This is a genomic window from Limnohabitans sp. 103DPR2 (assembly GCF_001412575.1).
Lineage (GTDB): Bacteria > Pseudomonadota > Gammaproteobacteria > Burkholderiales > Burkholderiaceae_C > Limnohabitans_A.
In genome coordinates this window covers 2,476,133-2,495,559 of the sequence record NZ_CP011834.1, presented here as the reverse complement: position 1 = coordinate 2,495,559, position 19,427 = coordinate 2,476,133, and the positions used below count along the sequence as shown (strand labels likewise).

The 19,427-nt window shown below is 54.3% G+C and carries 19 protein-coding genes; 5 read left to right on the top strand and 14 right to left on the bottom strand.

Annotated elements, in window-relative coordinates; genetic code table 11:
- Positions 1-4: 4 nt before the first annotated feature.
- The 7 genes from L103DPR2_RS12005 to leuC all read right to left on the bottom strand — a co-directional run bounded on the left by L103DPR2_RS12005 (position 5) and on the right by leuC (position 7,256).
- Entirely contained in the window at positions 5-688 is a 684-nt protein-coding gene (locus L103DPR2_RS12005) for a phosphoribosylanthranilate isomerase (protein WP_082466903.1), read from the bottom strand.
- A complete protein-coding gene (truA, locus tag L103DPR2_RS12000) occupies positions 685-1,467 on the bottom strand; it encodes a tRNA pseudouridine(38-40) synthase TruA (protein WP_055361296.1) in 783 nt (260 codons plus the stop codon). The genes L103DPR2_RS12005 and truA overlap by 4 nt, the downstream gene beginning before the upstream one ends.
- On the bottom strand, positions 1,464-2,810 hold the full coding sequence (locus L103DPR2_RS11995; protein ID WP_055361295.1) for a type IV pilus assembly protein FimV: 1,347 nt from the start codon (positions 2,808-2,810) through the stop codon (positions 1,464-1,466). The genes truA and L103DPR2_RS11995 overlap by 4 nt, the downstream gene beginning before the upstream one ends.
- A gap of 10 nt (positions 2,811-2,820) precedes the next feature.
- Positions 2,821-3,948: an aspartate-semialdehyde dehydrogenase gene (asd, locus tag L103DPR2_RS11990; RefSeq protein WP_055361294.1), complete on the bottom strand. Its 1,128-nt coding sequence runs from the start codon at positions 3,946-3,948 to the stop codon at positions 2,821-2,823.
- A 72-nt stretch (positions 3,949-4,020) separates the two neighbouring features.
- Positions 4,021-5,106, bottom strand: coding sequence for a 3-isopropylmalate dehydrogenase (gene leuB / locus L103DPR2_RS11985; RefSeq protein ID WP_055361293.1), 1,086 nt, complete (start codon positions 5,104-5,106; stop codon positions 4,021-4,023).
- A gap of 37 nt (positions 5,107-5,143) precedes the next feature.
- On the bottom strand, positions 5,144-5,788 hold the full coding sequence (gene leuD / locus L103DPR2_RS11980) for a 3-isopropylmalate dehydratase small subunit (protein WP_055361292.1): 645 nt from the start codon (positions 5,786-5,788) through the stop codon (positions 5,144-5,146).
- A gap of 46 nt (positions 5,789-5,834) precedes the next feature.
- Positions 5,835-7,256, bottom strand: a complete 1,422-nt coding sequence (leuC, locus tag L103DPR2_RS11975) for a 3-isopropylmalate dehydratase large subunit (RefSeq protein ID WP_055362020.1) — start codon at positions 7,254-7,256, stop codon at positions 5,835-5,837.
- A 169-nt stretch (positions 7,257-7,425) separates the two neighbouring features.
- Between leuC and L103DPR2_RS11970 the strand changes: the two genes are divergently transcribed.
- Together L103DPR2_RS11970 and pntB are read left to right on the top strand one after the other, a co-directional pair.
- Positions 7,426-9,057 (top strand): Re/Si-specific NAD(P)(+) transhydrogenase subunit alpha, encoded by a 1,632-nt coding sequence (locus tag L103DPR2_RS11970; RefSeq protein ID WP_055361291.1) that lies wholly within the window; start codon positions 7,426-7,428, stop codon positions 9,055-9,057.
- A gap of 17 nt (positions 9,058-9,074) precedes the next feature.
- Positions 9,075-10,496, top strand: a complete 1,422-nt coding sequence (pntB, locus tag L103DPR2_RS11965) for a Re/Si-specific NAD(P)(+) transhydrogenase subunit beta (RefSeq protein ID WP_055361290.1) — start codon at positions 9,075-9,077, stop codon at positions 10,494-10,496.
- Between the two features lie 76 nt (positions 10,497-10,572).
- Here the strand turns inward: pntB and gltA are convergent, their stop codons facing one another.
- The 7 genes from gltA to L103DPR2_RS11930 form a co-directional block, all read right to left on the bottom strand.
- Positions 10,573-11,877, bottom strand: coding sequence for a citrate synthase (gene gltA / locus L103DPR2_RS11960; protein WP_055361289.1), 1,305 nt, complete (start codon positions 11,875-11,877; stop codon positions 10,573-10,575).
- 65 nt (positions 11,878-11,942) lie between these two features.
- The gene (locus L103DPR2_RS11955; protein WP_055361288.1) at positions 11,943-12,233 is read right to left on the bottom strand and encodes an FAD assembly factor SdhE; all 291 of its coding nucleotides are present in this window, start codon (positions 12,231-12,233) and stop codon (positions 11,943-11,945) included.
- Positions 12,234-12,261: 28 nt separating this feature from the next.
- Positions 12,262-12,966 carry a succinate dehydrogenase iron-sulfur subunit gene (locus tag L103DPR2_RS11950; RefSeq protein ID WP_055361287.1) on the bottom strand — a complete coding sequence of 235 codons (705 nt, stop codon included), beginning with the start codon at positions 12,964-12,966 and terminating at the stop codon, positions 12,262-12,264.
- Positions 12,967-12,984: 18 nt separating this feature from the next.
- Positions 12,985-14,790: a succinate dehydrogenase flavoprotein subunit gene (gene sdhA / locus L103DPR2_RS11945; protein ID WP_055361286.1), complete on the bottom strand. Its 1,806-nt coding sequence runs from the start codon at positions 14,788-14,790 to the stop codon at positions 12,985-12,987.
- 60 nt (positions 14,791-14,850) lie between these two features.
- On the bottom strand, positions 14,851-15,216 hold the full coding sequence (gene sdhD / locus L103DPR2_RS11940; RefSeq protein WP_055361285.1) for a succinate dehydrogenase, hydrophobic membrane anchor protein: 366 nt from the start codon (positions 15,214-15,216) through the stop codon (positions 14,851-14,853).
- Positions 15,217-15,231: 15 nt separating this feature from the next.
- On the bottom strand, positions 15,232-15,663 hold the full coding sequence (gene sdhC / locus L103DPR2_RS11935) for a succinate dehydrogenase, cytochrome b556 subunit (protein WP_055361284.1): 432 nt from the start codon (positions 15,661-15,663) through the stop codon (positions 15,232-15,234).
- Between the two features lie 141 nt (positions 15,664-15,804).
- Positions 15,805-16,587, bottom strand: coding sequence for a GntR family transcriptional regulator (locus L103DPR2_RS11930; RefSeq protein ID WP_055361283.1), 783 nt, complete (start codon positions 16,585-16,587; stop codon positions 15,805-15,807).
- Between the two features lie 229 nt (positions 16,588-16,816).
- Here L103DPR2_RS11930 and L103DPR2_RS11925 point away from each other — a divergent pair, with 229 nt between their 5' ends.
- From L103DPR2_RS11925 to L103DPR2_RS11915, 3 genes are read left to right on the top strand one after another with little or no spacing between them, the layout of a single operon-like run.
- Positions 16,817-17,803, top strand: coding sequence for a malate dehydrogenase (locus tag L103DPR2_RS11925; RefSeq protein WP_055361282.1), 987 nt, complete (start codon positions 16,817-16,819; stop codon positions 17,801-17,803).
- Positions 17,804-17,863: 60 nt separating this feature from the next.
- Positions 17,864-18,814, top strand: a complete 951-nt coding sequence (locus tag L103DPR2_RS11920; RefSeq protein ID WP_231717733.1) for an HpcH/HpaI aldolase/citrate lyase family protein — start codon at positions 17,864-17,866, stop codon at positions 18,812-18,814.
- Positions 18,802-19,374: a hypothetical protein gene (locus tag L103DPR2_RS11915; RefSeq protein WP_055361280.1), complete on the top strand. Its 573-nt coding sequence runs from the start codon at positions 18,802-18,804 to the stop codon at positions 19,372-19,374. Before L103DPR2_RS11920 ends, L103DPR2_RS11915 begins: the two co-directional genes overlap by 13 nt.
- Positions 19,375-19,427: the final 53 nt, after the last annotated feature.

Below are 19,427 nucleotides of genomic sequence, written 5' to 3'. Positions count from 1 at the left end.
GGTGTTACTCAATGGCATCGGCTGCTTTGACTGCAGCCACAAATTCTTGGATTTTTCGGGCGTCTTTGAGGCCTTTCTGGCCATCAAGCTCGACACCCGAGCTGACATCAACGGCCAAAGACAGGGCTTTGGGCCGAAGCTGGCGAATGCCATCGGTCACATTTGCAGGCGTCAATCCACCACTCAAAACGAGGTGAGCGTTGACGTTTGGAGGAAGCTGTGACCAATTGAATGTTTTCCCGCCACCGCCATAACCGTCGACATGGGCGTCGAGCAGGATGGCCTGGGCATTTGAGTAATCTTGGCAGAATTTTACCAAGTCAAAGGAGGCGGTGTTGTCGGTGGGAATTCGGGCCGCGCGCCAGTAGGGGCGTTGCACAGCTTGGGCCAAACGGTCGCACTCAAAGGGGGATTCGTCTCCATGAAACTGAAGCAGAGCGTTGGGCACGGCCAGGCAGGCGGCCTCTACTTCCTCTAGGCTGGCATTCACAAACAACAGGACGGGCGTGACATCAGAAGGCAGTAATTTGGCCAACTGTCCTGCACGTTCGGGGGCAACATAGCGTGCACTTGGGGGGTACATCACAAATCCAACTGCATTGGCGCCCGCCGCCACGGAATCCAAAACATCGGCTTCGCGCGTGAGACCGCAAATTTTGACAAAAGTAGGGTGTGCGTCTGAGCTCATGGCAGCCAATGAAAAGGCGGTGTCTCGGTGGGCAAGCCCCATTGAGGGTCGTACACCGGTCCTTGAAAGTACAAACCATCTGGCGAGAAAGTGGGCGCTGCGGCATCGCGGCATTTGCTTTCAATCACTTGTGCCATCCATTCGGGGGGCTGAAAGCCTTGGCCAATGGTCACCATGCAACCCATGATGTTGCGAATCATGTGGTGCAAGAAGGCGTTGCCTTCAAATTCAAAGCGCCAGTAAGGGCCGTGCTTGTGTATGTCCACGCGCAGCATGGTTTTGATGGGCGACAAGGCCTGGCAACTGCTTGCCCTGAAAGAGGAGAAGTCGTGTTCACCCAGCAAGTATTGGGCGGCTTGGCGCATGGCCGTCTCGTCCAAAGCGCGGTAGACCCACCCTGCGCGACCAGACTCCAAGCTGGGCCGAACGGGCGACTCTAAAACGATGTAGGCATACCTTCGGGACAAAGCGCTGCCGCGCGCATGAAATTCAGCTGGAACTTCTTGCGCCCACTGAACTGAAATGTCATCTGGCAAGTAGCGGTTGGTGCCGCGCACCCAAGAACCCATGTCGCGCTCTAGTGGGGTATCAAAGTGAACCACTTGCATCAAGCCATGAACGCCTGCATCGGTTCGACCCGCACACAAGGTGGTGACTTTTTGAGTGGTGAATTCTTTGAGCGCCTTTTCCAATTTATCTTGGATGGTCAGGCCAGTGCTTTGGCTTTGCCAGCCCTGGTAGGGCTGCCCGTTGTAGGTGATGCCCAGCGCAACTCTCACTGAAGTGTCTCGGTGGTTGTGGGCGATCGAAAGTGCCCAGTTGATTGGCTTGCCTGAGTGCTTGGGTTCAGGTTTAAATCCAATGCCGTAATGTCTGCAGGCAATTCCAATTTGATGCCAGGTGTGATGCCGGTAGGCGCAGTGGCCATGTCAGCCGCGGGCATCAAAGTGCTGAGCGTGGGCGATGCACGGCGACCCTGAACACGCAAGCCTGCCCAAACTGCCAACACGCCAAGCAAAGTCAATGCAGCCCACAAGTAGGCGTTTTGATGGGGCGCGTCCAACAAGCGATTTAAGTTCAGCCAGCCCATGGCGGCATCGCTGGCAGCACGTTGGGGTGCGGCAGGGCCAACGGTGATGGGGGCAGGGGCTGTCAGTTGAACCAATTGATCCACATTGCTTTGCAAAGAGGCCAACTGCTTTTGTGCATCTTGTAAAGCACGTTGTGTTGCCAATCGTGTTTCAGCATTTTGCTTTTCAATTTTCGCCTGCGTCAGCTTCAACTGATCGATGGTGGCTTCAGCTGCTTTGAGCGCGGCTTCTTCTTGGCCCACTTTGCCAGACATTTGACGAGAAGGCGCTTGGCCTTTGATCAATTGCGTACTTTGTGCAGCGGCTTGCGAAAAGGCCAGAAACTCTTTTTGCTGCGTGACCAAAAATTGTCGCGCTTCATTGGCGTCAATGGCGTGAACAGCTGTCGCTGAGGGGGCTTTGAGTACAGCACCCGCGCGCAGCAAGTTGACGTTGCCCTCAATGAAGGCGTCGGGTTGACTTTTGAGCAAGGCCACCAGCATTTGCTGGGTGCTCATGTCTTCGGTCAGCCATTGCTGAATAATTTGGCTGGCGCTTTCTCCCTTTTGCACCACGTGCTCTGTGGGTGCGGCAGTGGCTGGTTTGGCCATTGCGCTTGCTGCCGTGGCCAGTTGTATGGGCGTTTCTAATTTGCTGGGCGCAGGCTTCAACATTAATGTGAAGGCCTTGATCCATTTTCCAGAAGCTGTTTGGGCTTCAATCAGAAGATCGACAAAGTTGTCCGAAAAACTTTGGGGACCTGTAATGCGAATGCGCTGCGTGCCATCGCGTGTTTCGTAGGGCTCAGCTTGCAATTGACCCACTGCAGGTGAGTAGATCAGTCCCAGTTGGGCAAACCGCTCTGCTGGCGCAATTTTGACACTCAGTTGGCCCCACTCTTCGGCAGTGGCACTGGCCACGCCGATTTCAGCACGCAAGGGCTCACCTTTGAACGATTGCACCTCAATGCCGGCCAGCGTCAGGGCATGCGCGCTCAAGCACACGCCCAAGGCGCTCATGAAGCCAGCAATAAGGGTGCGGGGACTTGGCATGGGGGCCTGATTAGGCGTCCAACAAAATGCGCAACATCCGACGCAGTGGCTCGGCAGCGCCCCACAGCAATTGATCGCCAATGGTGAAGGCGCCAACGTACTCTGGACCCATGGCCAGTTTGCGAATGCGGCCCACTGGAATGGTCATGGTGCCTGTCACAGCAACAGGTGTGAGGTCTTTCAATGTGGCTTCACGTGTGTTGGGAACCACTTTGACCCACTGGTTGTCGGCAGCGATCATGGCTTCGATGTCGGCCACGGGGACGTCTTTCTTCAGCTTGAAGGTGAGGGCTTGGCTGTGGCAACGCATAGCGCCCACACGAACGCAGAAGCCATCGACAGGAACTGCTGGCGCATTGAAGCCTTCGCCTTGACCCAAAATTTTGTTGGTCTCGGCCATGCCTTTCCACTCTTCTTTGGACATGCCGTTGCCCAGATCTTTGTCGATCCAAGGAATGAGGGAGCCACCCAGCGGCACGCCAAAGTTGGCAGTTTCTTCGCCAGTGAGTGCGCGTTGTTTGGCGATGACTTTGCGATCGATCTCCAAGATGGCGCTCTTGGGATCGTCGAGCAAAGCTTTGACTTCTGAATTCAAGGTGCCGTACTGCGTGAGCAACTCGCGCATGTGTTGCGCGCCGCCGCCCGAGGCTGCTTGATAAGTTTGGGTGCTCATCCACTCGACCAAACCGGCCTTGTACAAAGCGCCCACCCCCATCAACATACAGCTGACGGTGCAATTGCCGCCGACCCAATTCTTGCCACCGTTTTTCAGTGCAGATTGAATGACGGGCATGTTGACCGGATCCAAAATGATCACGGCGTCTTTTTCCATGCGCAATGTGGAGGCCGCATCGATCCAATGGCCGTTCCAGCCTGATGCGCGCAACTTGGGGAAAACTTCGGTGGTGTAGTCGCCGCCTTGAGCGGTGATGATGATGTCGCAACGCTTCAGCGCATCGATGTTGAAGGCATCTTGCAGCGTCGTTTCATTTTTGGCCATGGCGGGCGCTTTGCCGCCAGAGTTGGAGGTGGAGAAGAACAAAGGTTCAATCAAACCAAAGTCGCCCTCGGCTTGCATGCGGTCCATCAAGACGGAACCGACCATACCGCGCCAGCCTACAAGTCCTACCAATTTCATGTCATCACCCTTTCAATTTAATTTTGAGATTCCGACTCGTCGAGCCGGAAGGGCATGACGAGTTGTGAGCTGTTAGCTCTTTGTCGTTTTCGTGATGGCTTTCACAACGGCTTCGCCCATTTCGCGGGTGCTGACCTTTTGTGTGCCTTCGGACCAGATGTCCACTGTGCGCAAACCAGATGCCAAAACAGACTTCACAGCCGTTTCAATGCGATCGGCAGATTCGGCTTGGTTCAATGAAAAACGGAGCATCATGGCAGCAGACAGTATTGTAGCCAATGGGTTTGCAATACCCTGACCCGCAATGTCAGGGGCACTGCCGTGGCTTGGCTCATACAAGCCTTGGTTTTGGCTGTTCAGGCTGGCGGAGGGCAGCATGCCGATAGAACCGGTCAGCATGGAAGCTTCGTCGGACAAAATGTCGCCAAACATGTTGCCTGTGACCACCACGTCGAATTTCTTAGGCGCCTTGACCAATTGCATGGCCGCGTTGTCTACGTACATGTGCTCGAGTTCGACGTCAGGGTATTCTTTATGTACGTCGGTGACCACATCTTTCCAGAATTGGAAAGTCTCAAGCACGTTGGCTTTGTCGACGCTGGTGACTTTTTTGCTGCGTTTGCGAGCGGCTTGGAAGGCCACGTGGGCAATGCGTTCAATTTCGGGGCGCGAGTAGCGCATGGTGTCGAAGGCTTCTTCGGCACCTGGGAAGTGACCGTCTGTGGCAATACGGCGGCCGCGAGGCTGACCAAAGTAGATGTCGCCTGTGAGTTCGCGAATGATGAGGATGTCGAGGCCAGAAATGAGTTCGGGCTTGAGGCTAGAGGCACTGACCAATTCCTCGTAGCAAATGGCAGGACGGAAGTTGGCAAACAGGCCCAAGTTTTTGCGCAAGCCCAGGATGGCTTGTTCGGGGCGTAAAGGTCGGTCGAGTTTGTCGTATTTCCAGTCGCCCACCGCGCCAAACAAAACCGCATCGGATTCTTTGGCCAGTTTCAAGGTGGACTCTGGCAGAGGGTGGCCGTGGGCTTCGTAAGCAGCGCCGCCCACCAAGGCTTCTTCCATTTCGAATTTCAAGTCGAGGACGTTCAAAACCTTGACGGCTTCTGCCACGATTTCGGTACCAATGCCGTCACCCGGCAGAACTGCGATTTTCATGATGATTCTTTTCTCAAACGATGGAGTTGTGACGTTTTTAGGCGACGTGGGCTAACCAAGGCTTGGTGGCCAAGCGTTCGGCTTCATAGGCTTTGATTTTGTCTGCGTAGCGCAAGGTCAAGCCAATGTCGTCCAAGCCGTTCATCAGGCAGTATTTGCGGAAGGCTTGGACGTCAAAAGGGATTTCCTCGCCTTGGGGACGAAGCACCACTTGGCGCTCTAAATCAATGGTGAGTTGGTAGCCGGGGAAGGCAGCCACTTCGTCAAACAATTTGGCCACCACGTTTTCGGGCAAGACGATGGGCAACAAGCCATTTTTGAAACAGTTGTTGAAAAAGATGTCGGCGAAGCTAGGGGCAATGACCGCACGGAAGCCGTATTGGTCAATGGCCCAAGGGGCGTGCTCACGTGATGAGCCGCAGCCAAAGTTTTTGCGAGCCAACAAAATGGACGCACCTTGGTAGCGTGATTGGTTCAACACGAAATCGGGATTGGGTTTGCGGCTTGTGGGGTCTTGGCCAGGGTAGCCCGCATCCAGATATCGCCATTCATCAAACAAGTTGGGGCCGAAGCCAGTCTTGCGGATGGACTTGAGAAATTGTTTGGGAATGATGGCGTCGGTGTCGACGTTCTCACGGTCCATGGGTGCCACGAGACCTTTGTGAACTGTAAATTTTTGCATGTGTATTCCTTGATCGACTGTGTGAGTGCTTCGTTCTCAAATGCACTTAAGCAAATTGACGAATGTCCACAAAATGACCATGAATGGCAGCTGCAGCTGCCATGGCAGGGCTGACCAAGTGCGTGCGTCCGCCTGCACCTTGACGGCCTTCGAAGTTGCGATTGCTGGTGCTGGCGCAACGCTCGCCGGGCTCTAAGCGGTCGGCATTCATGGCCAAGCACATCGAACAACCTGGCTCACGCCATTCAAAACCAGCGGCTTTGAAAATCTCGTGCAGCCCTTCGCGCTCGGCCTGTTCTTTGACCAAACCAGAACCCGGCACCACCATGGCCAACTTGACGGTTTTGGAAACTTTTTGGCCCAAGTTTTTGACCACAGCTGCCGCTTCACGCATGTCTTCAATGCGGCTGTTGGTGCAAGAACCAATGAAAACTTTGTCAACAAAAATGTCGTTCAGCGCTTTGCCGGGTTCAAGGCCCATGTACGTGAGGGCGCGTTCAATGGCGCCGCGTTTGTTGGCGTCTTTTTCTTTGTCGGGATCGGGCACGGTGCCGTTGATGCCCAACACCATTTCGGGTGAGGTGCCCCAAGTGACTTGCGGCACGATTTCGGCAGCGTTGATTTCAACCACGGCATCAAAATGAGCGCCGGCGTCGGATTGCAAGGTTTTCCAATAAGTGACCGCATGATCCCATTCCACACCCGTGGGAGACAACAAGCGACCTTTGACGTACTCGATGGTTTTTTCGTCAACGGCCACCAAGCCAGCGCGTGCGCCAGCTTCAATGGCCATGTTGCAGACGGTCATGCGACCTTCCATGGACAACGCACGAATGGCCGAGCCACCAAACTCAATGGTGTAGCCCGTACCGCCGGCTGTGCCGATTTTGCCGATGATGGCCAGCACAATGTCTTTGCCCGTAATGCCTTTGGCAACCGTGCCTTCGACCTTTACCAGCATGTTTTTGGCTTTTTTGGCCAACAAAGTTTGAGTGGCCATGACGTGCTCCACTTCGCTGGTGCCAATGCCGTGGGCCAAGGCGCCAAAAGCGCCGTGTGTGGACGTATGGGAGTCGCCGCAAACCACGGTCATGCCGGGGAGGGTGGCACCATTTTCTGGGCCAATGACGTGCACAATGCCTTGGCGTTTGGACATGAAGGGGAAAAATGCCGCGGAACCAAATTCAGCAATGTTGCTGTCCAGGGTGGTAATTTGTTCTTTGCTGATGGGGTCGGTGATGCCGTCGTAGCCTAACTCCCAACCAGTTGTGGGGGTATTGTGGTCAGCCGTGGCAACAATGGAGCTGACGCGCCAGACTTTGCGGCCCGCTTGGCGTAAGCCTTCGAAGGCTTGGGGGCTGGTGACTTCGTGCACCAAGTGACGGTCGATGTACAAGACGGAGGTGCCGTCTTCTTCGGTGTGGACGACGTGTTCGTCCCAAATTTTGTCGTAAAGCGTGCGTGCCATGGTGCTTCCTAGGGTCAAGCCCAGCATTTTAAGCTGATAACGCATATTGCCCACGCTGTATTTGCAGGGTAGGATCGATGGAATTGCATCTTGAAAAGCTATAGTGTCGAACAGCCGGTCCTAGAAGCGCAAGCCAGCTACATCAGTTAACTTTTATTGAGACTTTTCCATGACGACTGTCCACCCAAGTGACAATGTTTTAGACGGCAAAGCGGCCTCTAGTCCCCAACGCATTGGCGTACCCAAAGAGGTATTTCCTGGCGAAAAGCGCGTTGCCACCGTACCTGATGTGGTCACCAAGCTGATCAAGCTGGGCTTTTCAGTCGTCGTCGAAAAAGGTGCAGGAGAACTGGCCGACCTGTCCGATCAAGCCTACGAGCAAGCTGGTGCAAGCATTGCGCCCAGCGCTGAGGCACTTTGGCGCGGCAGCGACATCGTCTTCAAAGTCCGCGCACCGACGGCCGAGGAAGTTGCCCTCATGCACGAAGGCCAGACCCTCATCGGTTTCTTGTGGCCTGCTCAAAACCCCGATTTGATGCAACAACTGGCGGTCAAAAAAGTCACTGCCTTGTCCATTGACGCGCTGCCCCGAACCCTCAGCCGTGCCCAAAAAATGGACGCACTGACCTCCATGGCCGGTGTGAGTGGCTACCGCGCTGTGGTCGAGGCGGCAGGTGCTTTTGGTCGCTTCTTTAACGGTCAAATTACGGCTGCGGGCAAAGTGCCGCCAGCCAAGGTGTTCATTGCCGGTGCTGGCGTTGCGGGTTTGGCAGCCATTGGTGCCGCGGCCAGCTTGGGCGCCATCGTTCGCGCCAACGACACGCGTGCTGAAGTGGCCGACCAAGTGGTATCGCTAGGCGGCGAGTTCGTCAAGGTGAACTTTGAGGAAGAAGGCTCTGGCGGCGGCGGTTATGCCAAAGTCATGAGCGAGGGCTTTCAAGCGGCGCAGCGCGAGATGTATGCGCAGCAAGCCAAAGAGTGCGACATCATCATCACCACCGCACTCATTCCTGGCAAACCGGCCCCTAAGCTGATCACGGCTGACATGGTGCGCAACATGAAGCCCGGCAGCGTGATTGTGGACATGGCCGCCGAGCAAGGCGGCAACTGCGAGCTGACCGAGCCAGGCAAAGCAGTGGTCAAGCACGGTGTCACCATTGTGGGTTACACCGACTTGGCATCTCGCATGGCGCGCCAGTCGTCTACGCTTTATGGCACCAACCTGTTTCGCTTAACTGAAGAGCTCTGCAAAACCAAAGATGGCGTGATCAACGTCAACATGGAAGACGATGCCATTCGCGGACTCACGGTCATCAAAGAGGGCACCATCACGTGGCCAGCACCGCCTTTGGTGGTTGCTGCCAAACCTGCGCCAAAACCAGTTGCAGCTCCCGTCGCCAAAAAAGGCCATGGCCATGGCGAACCTTCTGGCCCCATGCCTGCTGGTCAACTGGCCATCGTGGCGGGCATCGCTGCGGTCTTGTTTGTCCTGGTGGGCCTTTATGCGCCGACTGCGTTCCTGTCGCACTTTACGGTGTTTGTGTTGGCCTGCTTTGTGGGCTACATGGTGGTTTGGAATGTCAAGCCTGCCCTGCACACCCCCCTCATGAGCGTGACCAATGCCATCAGCTCCATCATTGCCATTGGCGCACTGGTGCAAATCTCACCCATGGCCAATGCAGCTGCACGCCCAAACACGCTGATCATTGTGTTGGCTTCGCTCGCCTTGGTGCTCACCGCCATCAACATGTTTGGCGGCTTTGCAGTCACTCAGCGCATGCTGGCGATGTTCAGAAAATAATCAGGAAGAAGTAATTCATGACCTCTAACTTGTCTACGGTTGCGTACATTGGCGCAACCATTCTCTTCATCCTCAGCTTGGGCGGATTGTCCAATCAAGAAACCGCTCGCCGTGGCAACCTCTACGGCATGGTCGGCATGACCTTGGCCGTGTTGGCCACTGTCTTGGGCCCTCAAGTGACAAGCGCGGGTACGCCTTGGATTGTGGGCAGTTTGGTGATTGGCGGTGCCATTGGTTTGTACGCTGCACGTGCAGTACAAATGACGCAAATGCCCGAGTTGGTCGCGCTCATGCACAGCATGGTCGGTATGGCCGCTGTATTGGTGGGCTATGCCACCTTCGTCGATCCCGAGGCCACCAAAGGTTTTGAGGGTGCAGCGCACACCATCCACGCCATGGAAATCTACATCGGCATCTTCATCGGTGCGGTCACATTCTCTGGCTCGGTGGCGGCATTTGGCAAGTTGTCAGGCCGCATCGGTGGCAGTCCTTTGCTGCTGCCCGCCCGTCATTGGATCAATTTGGCTGGTTTGCTGGCGGTGGTTTACTTTGGTCGCTTGTTCTTGCAAGCAGAGACCATCGAGCAAGGCATGATGCCGCTGTTTGTCATGAGCGCCATTGCACTTTTGTTTGGCATTCACATGGTGATGGCCATTGGTGGCGCCGACATGCCGGTGGTGGTTTCCATGTTGAACAGTTACTCAGGCTGGGCCGCTGCTGCCACAGGCTTCATGTTGAACAACGATTTGTTGATCGTAGTGGGTGCCTTGGTGGGCTCCAGCGGTGCCATCCTGTCTTACATCATGTGCAACGCCATGAACCGCAGTTTCATCAGTGTGATTGCCGGTGGTTTTGGTACCACCGCTGCAGCCCCCAAGCCTGCTGAAGGTGCAAGTGCCGAGCCGCAGGGTGAGGTGAGTCCCATCTTGGCGGCCGAGACGGCAGAGTTGTTGCGCGATGCCAAGAACGTGATCATTGTGCCGGGCTACGGCATGGCTGTGGCGCAAGCACAGCACACCGTCTTTGAAATCACCCGAACCCTGCGCGAAAAAGGCGTCAATGTTCGCTTCGGTATCCACCCTGTTGCGGGTCGTATGCCGGGGCACATGAACGTGCTGTTGGCTGAAGCCAAAGTGCCTTACGACATCGTCTTGGAAATGGACGAGCTGAACGAAGACTTCCCCGACACTGATGTGGCCATCGTGATTGGTGCCAATGACATCGTGAACCCGGCGGCTCAAGACGATCCAGCAAGCCCCATTGCGGGTATGCCAGTGCTTGAAGTTTGGAAAGCGCGCACCAGCATTGTGATGAAACGCTCAATGGCCAGTGGCTATGCGGGCGTTGACAATCCACTCTTCTACAAAGACAACAACCGCATGTTGTTTGGCGATGCGAAGAAGATGCTGGACGAAGTTCTGGTTTCTCTCAAGAGTTAAAACTTCATCATTCAACAGTTTGAGCAGATAAAAAAAAGCCCGCGGATCACGCGGGCTTTTTTGCGAGGCACTCGGCTTATTTAGCGCCAGGCACGTTACGGCGGGGTGAGCCTGTAAACAGTTGACGGGGACGGCCGATTTTGTACTCGGGGTCACCAATCATTTCATTCAGTTGTGCAATCCAGCCCACTGTGCGAGCCAGTGCGAACACGCCGGTGAACAAGTTCACTGGAATGCCGATGGCGCGTTGCACGATGCCAGAGTAGAAGTCGACGTTGGGGTACAACTTGCGAGACACAAAGTAGTCGTCTTCCAAAGCGATCTTTTCGACTTGCTTGGCCAACTTGAACAAGGGGTCGTTTTCCAAGCCCAGTTCTGCCAAGACTTCGTTGCAAGTCTCTTGCATCAATTTGGCGCGGGGGTCGTAGTTTTTGTAAACGCGGTGACCAAAGCCCATCAGCTTGACGCCAGAGTTTTTGTCTTTGACTTGTTCCATGAACTCGCCCACTTTGGAGATGCCGCCCATTTTTTGGATGTCATCGAGCATGTTCAAGCAAGCTTCGTTGGCGCCGCCGTGTGCAGGGCCCCAGAGGCAAGCCACGCCTGCTGCAATGGCAGCGAAGGGGTTCGTGCCAGAAGAGCCGCACAAACGCACTGTAGAAGTGGAGGCGTTTTGCTCGTGATCTGCGTGCAAGATGAAGATGCGGTCCAAAGCGCGTTCAAGCACGGGGTTCACTTTGTAGTCTTCGCAAGGCACACCAAACATCATGCGCAGGAAGTTGCCTGAGTAGGACAAGTTGTTTTGGGGGTACATGAAGGGCTGACCCACGCCGTATTTGTAAGCCATCGCCACCAAAGTTGGCATCTTGGCGATCAAGCGAATCGCCGCAATTTCGCGGTGCTCAGGGTTGTTGATGTCTGTGCTGTCATGATAGAAGGCAGACAAAGCGCCAACCAAGCCAGTCAAGACGGCCATGGGGTGCGCATCTCGGCGGAAACCGCGCAAGAAGAATTGCATCTGCTCGTTGACCATGGTGTGGTTGTTGACCAGCTTGTGGAAGTCGGTGCTCTGCTTGGCGTCTGGCAAGTCGCCTTTCAAAAGCAAATAGCAGGTGTCCAAATAGTCGCCATGGTTGGCCAATTGCTCGATGGGGTAGCCACGATAAAGCAATTCGCCCTTATCGCCGTCGATGTAGGTGATGCTAGATTGGCAAGAGGCGGTCGACAAGAAGCCGGGGTCGTAGGTGAACATGCCGCTTTGGCCATAAAGCTTGCGAATGTCGATCACATCAGGACCGATGTTGCCGCTGTAGACGGGCATCTCAATGCTGGGGCTGCCGTTACTGAACGACAGGGTTGCTTTGTTGTCAGCAAGTTTCATGATTCAATTTCCTCTAGTCATCATTCAATTCAAATTTGCGTGATTGCGATAATGCATAGCAATCTTTATGCCATCAGCATGTTCAGCGCTTCGCTGACTTCTTCTGTTGCCATTTCAGGCTCAAGGGACTTGCGCTTCATGAGCAAATCCATCAAGTCGTTGTCCGACAAGTCCATCAGTACATACATGCCCCTGGCTTGACCCACGGTCAAGTGGGAGGCATGGCGATTGAAGAATCGCTCAATGAAAAGATCGTTTTCCAACAAGCCACGTCGGCAGCGCCAACGAAGTTTGCTTAAAGCGCGCTCACCCAGAGGGGTGTGGCGATCTAATCCATCAAGCAGTTCATCTCCCATAAAGTTTGGACTCGTCTGTGCTCTCAAATTAGACGGCGCGGCGCACCATCATCTCTTTGATCTTGCCAATCGCTTTGGTGGGGTTGAGGCTCTTTGGGCACACATCCACGCAGTTCATGATGGTGTGGCATCGGAACAAGCGATAGGGGTCTTCTAAATTGTCCAGGCGCTCTGCAGTGCCTTGGTCGCGGCTATCAGCCAAGAAACGATAAGCCTGCAACAAGCCAGCGGGGCCGACAAATTTGTCCGGGTTCCACCAGAAGCTAGGGCAAGAAGTAGAGCAGCTGGCGCACAAAATGCATTCGTACAAGCCATTGAGTTCTTCGCGCTCTTCAGGGCTTTGCAGACGCTCTTTTTCAGGCGGAATGCTGTCGTTGATCAAGTAAGGCTTGATGGAGTTGTATTGCTTGAAGAACTGCGTCATGTCAACGATCAAGTCGCGCACAACGGGCAGGCCTGGCAGTGGTTTCAAAACAATCTTGCCGGGCAATGTCAACATGTTGGTGAGGCAAGCCAAACCATTTTTGCCATTGATGTTCATGGCGTCAGAGCCACACACACCTTCGCGGCATGAGCGGCGGAAGGACAAAGAAGGGTCTACTTTTTTCAGCTTCATCAAAGCGTCAAGCAACATGCGCTCGTGGCCATCCAATTCAACTTGAATGGTTTGCATGTAGGGCTTGGCATCCTTGTCAGGATCGTAACGATAGATTTCAAATGTACGTAGAGTCATGATTCAACCTTCAGTAATTTAGAACGTACGGACTTTGGGTGGCACAGAGTCCACAGTCAGCGGTTTCAAGTTGACGGGCTTGTAAGTCAGGCTGTTGCTTTCGCTGTGCCACAAGGTGTGTTTCATCCAATTGGCATCGTCGCGGCCCAAGGGTGCGATCGGATCATCGGCTGGACGCTCGTAATCGCTCACGGTGTGAGCGCCGCGGCATTCCTTGCGAGCGGCAGCAGACACCATGGTGGATTGAGCGCACTCGATCAAGTTGTCAACTTCCAAGGCTTCAATACGGGCTGTGTTGAAGACTTTGGAGTTGTCGGTCAAACCAATGGTATTGACGCGCTCGCGAATCTCGGCAATTTTTTGCACGCCTTCGTCCATGCTGGCCTGTGTGCGGAACACAGCAGCATGTTTTTGCATCGTTGCGCGCATGTCGTTGGCCACATCTTGGGCGTATTCGCCTTTGCGACCTTCGAGGCGGTTGAGGCGCGCCAGCGTGAAGTCGGCTGCGTCTTTCGGCAAATCTTTGTGCGCTTTGGTTTTGCTGGCAAAGTCAACAATGTGGTTGCCGGCTGCGCGACCAAACACCAACAAGTCGAGCAAAGAGTTGGTGCCCAAGCGGTTGGCGCCGTGAACGCTGACGCAAGAGCATTCGCCCACAGCGTACAAGCCATTGACCACGGCGTTGTGGCTGCTGGCCGTTTGCGTGACCACTTGGCCGTGGACGTTGGTGGGAATGCCGCCCATTTGATAGTGGATGGTCGGCACCACAGGAATGGGTTCTTTGGTGATGTCGACATTGGCGAAGTTGACGCCAATTTCGTACACAGAAGGCAAGCGCTTGTGAATGGTTTCTGCACCCAAGTGGTCCAGTTTCAACAGCACATAGTCTTTGTTGGGGCCGCAACCACGGCCTTCTTTGATCTCTTGGTCCATAGAGCGTGACACGAAGTCGCGAGGGGCCAAGTCTTTCAATGTAGGCGCATAGCGCTCCATGAAACGTTCGCCATTGCTGTTCAACAAAATGGCGCCTTCACCGCGGCAACCCTCTGTCAGCAACACACCGGCACCGGCCACGCCAGTGGGGTGGAACTGCCAGAATTCCATGTCTTCCAAAGGAATGCCAGCACGCGCTGCCATGCCCAATCCGTCGCCGGTATTGATGAAGGCATTGGTTGAAGCTGCAAAGATACGGCCTGCGCCGCCGGTGGCCAACAACACAGTCTTGGCATGCAAGATGTGCAAGTCGCCTGTTTCCATTTCGAGGGCAGTGACGCCCACCACATCGCCTTCGGCGTCGCGGATCAAGTCAAGGGCCATCCACTCCACGAAGAAGCTGGTTTTGGCTTTGACGTTTTGTTGGTACAAGGTGTGCAACATGGCGTGACCGGTACGGTCGGCCGCAGCGCAAGCACGCTGCACAGGCTTTTCGCCATAGTTGGCGGTGTGACCGCCAAAAGGACGTTGGTAAATGGTGCCGTCTGGGTTGCGGTCAAAGGGCATGCCCATGTGTTCAAGGTCGTACACCACCTTGGGTGCTTCGCGGCACATGAATTCGATGGCGTCTTGGTCGCCCAGCCAGTCAGAACCCTTGATGGTGTCGTAGAAGTGGTAGTGCCAGTTGTCATCGGACATGTTGCCCAATGAAGCGCCAATACCACCTTGTGCGGCCACAGTGTGTGAGCGTGTGGGGAATACTTTGGAGAGAACAGCAACGTTCAAACCGGCACGTGCCAGTTGCAATGAAGCGCGCATGCCGGAGCCGCCTGCGCCGACGATCACGACGTCAAATTTACGCGTGGCGATCTTGTCTTTGGTGTAAGTCATGGTGTTTGAATTCTTGTTGAATAAGGATGGGGTTCAGTCTTTAAGCGGATCTGAACGGCATCAAAGACGCCACAAGGCCTGAACAGCCCAGCCAGCGCAACCGATGAGCCAAGCCAATGAAGCAACGTGCAAGAAAAGACGCAAACCCAAGGGTTTGATGTAGTCCATCCAAATGTCACGAATGCCAACCCATGCGTGATAGAGCAAAGAGAGGATGGTGACAAAAGTTAAAAACTTCATCCATTGGGCTGAAAAAATGCCGGACCACTCTTCGTAGCCAATGGGGCCACTGGTGAAAATAACTTGCGCCAACACCACCAAGGTGAAAGAGGCCATCAGGGCTGCTGTAATGCGTTGGGCTAACCAGTCGCGCAGACCGTAGCGAGCGCCTGTTGTGACGCGTTTGGAACCGTAATTGACTGACATGAGTTCTGTTCCTAATTAGTAAAGGCCAAACAATTTGGCAGCGAGAACGACAGTGAGGCCAAGGCTTAAGACCAGCGTGGCCACGGCAGAAGACTTGCCGAATTCTTTGGTCACCGCATGGAAAGTGTCCATGTAGAGGTGACGAACACCCGCAATGAAGTGGTGCAAATAGGCCCAAATGAGGGCCAGAGCGACCAATTTCATGAACCAGCCTGGAATGAAACCAATGCCGACATTGAAAGCGGCCGCAAATGCGGCAAATGAAAACTCAGATGTGATTGAGTTGTCAAACATCCAAATGATGAAGGGCATCAGCAAAAACATCAAAGCGCCGCTGACGCGGTGCAGGATGGACACCCAACCCGCCGCAGGAAGGCGATAGGTAGGCAAATCGCTGATGGCGTTGATGTTGCGAAATTCAGGCCTTTGACGGGCGGTTTCGGTCATTTTTTATTCCTCTTTGGTAACGGCACTGTCATTTTTAAATTCAGTGTTCGCGGATTCTATTGCAACGCAACAAACTGACATGAGGATTTCAGAAAGAAATTACACATCGAGATGTCATTGCTTCAAAAAGTCGCCTGGGCGTCAATTGAGTTCGTTATGGTAATGATGGGTGTCGGTGACATAAAAGCCTCGACGCAATTCCATCGGCGTGTCGTTGTAGGTGTAGGCGATGCGCTCCACGCTTAACAGGGGTGTGTGAGATTTAATCTCGAGGAGCTTGCATTGCGCAGCATCCGGCACCACTGCTTTGATGCGTTCTTCTGCGCGGACCATGCGGACACCAAATTCGGTCTCGAACAGCGCATACATGGGGCCGTCATACTCACTGAGACGTTCTGCTGTGAGGCCTTTGAAGGGATTGCCGGGCAACCACAAGTCTTCCAAAATGGTTGGTGCGCCCGCGAACGAAAGTACACGTCTGACTTGCAAGACGGCGTCGCCGGTGCGCAATGCCAGCGCACGCCCAATGTCGGCATTGGCTCTTAGGCGCTTGCAGTCGATGATTTTGCGTTGCGCTGGACCTTCGCTTTTGGGATCTCCCTCATCGGGCAGTAGTTTGAGGAATCGGTATTGGACTTGTTGCTCGGCGTGGGTGGCCACAAAGGTCCCTTTGCCTTGCCGGCGAACCAAGAGATTTCCATTGGCCAATTCATCAATGGCTTTGCGAACCGTGCCTTGGCTGACGCGGTAGCGGGCCGCCAGGTCCATTTCGCTGGGTATTCCTTCGCCCGGTTTCCATTCGCCCGATTGCAGGCTTTGGAGAATCAGCCCCTTGATTTGCTGGTACAGAGGGCTGAAGGCTGGCGCTGCTGCTGATGCGTCTGGAAAACCGGCGGAATCATCAGAAAAAACTTGGGATGTCATGTCATTGGCCCTTGAAAAGGGCGGGCACAAAAGTGGGGCAATGATATCTTATATAAGACATAAGACAAATTGACTTTTGCGGGTTTTCGCGGGTACACTCGAAAGCTGTTTGCCCGTACTCAGATTTATTTGTGTACCTGTCTGGAAGACCCAGATGACCCGGTCGGCAGTGAATGCACAGATGGGGTCGGCGAAGTCCGTTTTCTTATCACTATCTGGAGTTCACACCATGAGCAAAAAGCCCGTTCGCGTCGCCGTCACAGGAGCCGCTGGTCAAATTGGATACGCATTGTTGTTCCGCATCGCTTCCGGCGAAATGTTGGGCAAAGATCAACCTGTGATCTTGCAATTGCTCGAAATCCCCGATGAAAAAGCCCAAAAAGCTTTGAAGGGCGTGATGATGGAGTTGGACGATTGCGCATTCCCCTTGCTGGCTGGCATGGAAGCCCACTCCGACCCCATGACCGCTTTCAAAGACACCGACTACGCCTTGTTGGTGGGTTCACGTCCTCGCGGCCCTGGCATGGAGCGCGCTGAGTTGCTCGCCATCAATGGCGCCATTTTCACAGCGCAAGGCAAGGCCTTGAACGCTGTGGCTTCACGCAATGTCAAAGTTTTGGTGGTCGGTAACCCCGCCAACACCAATGCCTACATCGCCATGAAGAGTGCCCCTGATCTCAAGCCTGGCAACTTCACTGCCATGCTGCGTTTGGACCACAACCGCGCTGCTTCACAAATCGCCGCCAAAACCGGCAAAGCCGTGGCCGACATTCAAAAGCTGTGCGTTTGGGGCAACCATTCGCCCACCATGTACGCTGACTACCGCTTTGCCACCATCAATGGCGAATCTGTCAAGACCATGATCAACGACCAAGAGTGGAACGCCAACGTGTTCTTGCCCACAGTGGGCAAGCGCGGTGCAGCCATCATCGAAGCACGTGGTTTGTCTTCAGCTGCTTCTGCTGCCAATGCTGCCATCGATCACATGCGCGACTGGGCCTTAGGCACCAACGGCCAGTGGGTCACCATGGGCATTCCTTCACAAGGTTGGTACGGCATTCCCAAAGACGTCATGTTCGGTTTCCCCGTCACATGCGAAAACGGTGAATACAAAGTGGTGGAAGGTTTGGAAATTGATGCGTTCAGCCAAGCTTGCATCGACAAAACTTTGAAAGAGCTGACAGACGAGCAAGCCGGCGTGGCGCACTTGGTCTAATCAGACGTCACTGTTGTGAAGCATCCGCGCGACATTCTGTTGGGCTCACAAGCGGCAAGCATGGTCTTGCCTGTTTGTGACCATTACAGCGGTGTCGAAGTGCGGATGCGCAAAAGCTTGCAACTGCAAGCAGAGATGACGCAAGAGTTCGGTGCTTGCGTCTTCGATGTCACCTTGGATTGCGAAGATGGCGCGCCTGTTGGCGGCGAAATTGAGCATGCCCATTTGGTGAAAGAAATGACAAGCAGCTCAGCGCCAGAAGCCAGGCTTGCTGTCCGCGTTCATCCGGTTGATCATCCTTCGTTTTTCGACGATGTGGACCTGATCTTAGGCCGTGTTCATTCACGCTTGCGACATGTGATGATCCCCAAGGTGGAATCTGTTGCAGATGTTGAGACGGCTGCCAGTGCACTGAACCAAGTGGGTGCATTGAATCTGCCATTGCATGTTTTGATTGAGTCCCCCGCTGCAGTTCACCGCGCGTTTGAAATTGCAGCCCATCCTCGGGTGCAATCTTTGAGTTTTGGATTGATGGATTTTGTTTCTGCCCATGGCGGCGCCATTCCCGCCAGCGGCATGGGCGTTCAGGGGCAATTTACACACCCCTTGGTGTTGCGCGCCAAACTGGAGATCGCCAGCGCATGCCATGCCAACGGCAAAGTGCCATCGCATTGTGTGGTGACTGAATTCAGTGATCTGAATGCCATCAAAGTGGCGGCCACCAAAGCGTCACGTGAGCTGGGCTTTACACGCATGTGGAGTATTCACCCCAGTCAAATCAGACCTGTGGTCGAGGCCCTCGCCCCTAGTGCACAAGAAATTGAACAAGCTGCAGAGTTGATATCGGCGGCCCAACGCGCTGAATGGGCGCCAGTAAGTCATGCAGGTCAATTGCATGATCGCGCCAGTTACAGATTTTTTTGGCAAGTGCTTGAGCGTGCCTATCAAACCGGAAGGCCCTTGCCAGCGTCAGTTCAATCCTATTTTGGAGAGACATCATGCGCAGCTTGAAAATCATCAGCTTGTTTATCTTGAGCTGTCTGCTCGGCGCTCACGTGGCGCAAGCTCAGTCCTCAAGTGCGACAAATGTGGCGAGTAAAAAAGAAGGCAAGGCCAAGCCTGCCGTACAAGCAAGCACTGCCAAATCTCAGAAGAAGAACGAAGCCTCGAAAGCAGTTGTTGCCGACACAGAACTCGCCTTGGCGCCGCAAGAGCTCAGCATTGCAGAGCGCGTGCACGTGGGGCAGCTGCCTTGCGAGTTGGGCGCTACTGTTCGCATGACAGCTGATGCCAATGCCCCTGGGTACTTCAACTTGCAAGGCAAAGGCTACAAATACAGAATGCGACCTGTGACCACAAGTACAGGTGCTATTCGTTTGGAAGATGAAAAAGCAGGCGCAGTGTGGCTGCAGCTTGCCAACAAATCCATGCTTATGGACCAAAAAAATGGACGTCGATTGGCAGATGAATGTGCGCACCCAGACCAGGTGGCCGTCGCCAACGACATGAAAGTCAATCCCCCGCCAGCCTTGATCGATGTCAGCAGTCCTGCGGCATCAGTGCAGCGCTGAATGGAGTCGTTTGAAAATTATTGATTTGTAAATTTATTTAGACAGGAGAAAAC

What these genes read in the sequence shown, in the direction of transcription:
- sdhD (WP_055361285.1), bottom strand. Translation starts at nt 15,216, where the DNA reads ATGTCAGTCAATTACGGTTCCAAACGCGTCACAACAGGCGCTCGCTAC.
- sdhA (WP_055361286.1), bottom strand. Translation starts at nt 14,790, where the DNA reads ATGACTTACACCAAAGACAAGATCGCCACGCGTAAATTTGACGTCGTG.
- L103DPR2_RS11925 (WP_055361282.1), top strand. Translation starts at nt 16,817, where the DNA reads ATGAGCAAAAAGCCCGTTCGCGTCGCCGTCACAGGAGCCGCTGGTCAA.
- leuD (WP_055361292.1), bottom strand. Translation starts at nt 5,788, where the DNA reads ATGCAAAAATTTACAGTTCACAAAGGTCTCGTGGCACCCATGGACCGT.
- leuC (WP_055362020.1), bottom strand. Translation starts at nt 7,256, where the DNA reads ATGGCACGCACGCTTTACGACAAAATTTGGGACGAACACGTCGTCCAC.
- L103DPR2_RS11995 (WP_055361295.1), bottom strand. Translation starts at nt 2,810, where the DNA reads ATGCCAAGTCCCCGCACCCTTATTGCTGGCTTCATGAGCGCCTTGGGC.
- sdhC (WP_055361284.1), bottom strand. Translation starts at nt 15,663, where the DNA reads ATGACCGAAACCGCCCGTCAAAGGCCTGAATTTCGCAACATCAACGCC.
- leuB (WP_055361293.1), bottom strand. Translation starts at nt 5,106, where the DNA reads ATGAAAATCGCAGTTCTGCCGGGTGACGGCATTGGTACCGAAATCGTG.
- L103DPR2_RS11930 (WP_055361283.1), bottom strand. Translation starts at nt 16,587, where the DNA reads ATGACATCCCAAGTTTTTTCTGATGATTCCGCCGGTTTTCCAGACGCA.
- L103DPR2_RS11950 (WP_055361287.1), bottom strand. Translation starts at nt 12,966, where the DNA reads ATGACTCTACGTACATTTGAAATCTATCGTTACGATCCTGACAAGGAT.
- L103DPR2_RS11955 (WP_055361288.1), bottom strand. Translation starts at nt 12,233, where the DNA reads ATGGGAGATGAACTGCTTGATGGATTAGATCGCCACACCCCTCTGGGT.
- pntB (WP_055361290.1), top strand. Translation starts at nt 9,075, where the DNA reads ATGACCTCTAACTTGTCTACGGTTGCGTACATTGGCGCAACCATTCTC.
- asd (WP_055361294.1), bottom strand. Translation starts at nt 3,948, where the DNA reads ATGAAATTGGTAGGACTTGTAGGCTGGCGCGGTATGGTCGGTTCCGTC.
- L103DPR2_RS11920 (WP_231717733.1), top strand. Translation starts at nt 17,864, where the DNA reads ATGGTCTTGCCTGTTTGTGACCATTACAGCGGTGTCGAAGTGCGGATG.
- L103DPR2_RS11915 (WP_055361280.1), top strand. Translation starts at nt 18,802, where the DNA reads ATGCGCAGCTTGAAAATCATCAGCTTGTTTATCTTGAGCTGTCTGCTC.
- L103DPR2_RS12005 (WP_082466903.1), bottom strand. Translation starts at nt 688, where the DNA reads ATGAGCTCAGACGCACACCCTACTTTTGTCAAAATTTGCGGTCTCACG.
- gltA (WP_055361289.1), bottom strand. Translation starts at nt 11,877, where the DNA reads ATGAAACTTGCTGACAACAAAGCAACCCTGTCGTTCAGTAACGGCAGC.
- L103DPR2_RS11970 (WP_055361291.1), top strand. Translation starts at nt 7,426, where the DNA reads ATGACGACTGTCCACCCAAGTGACAATGTTTTAGACGGCAAAGCGGCC.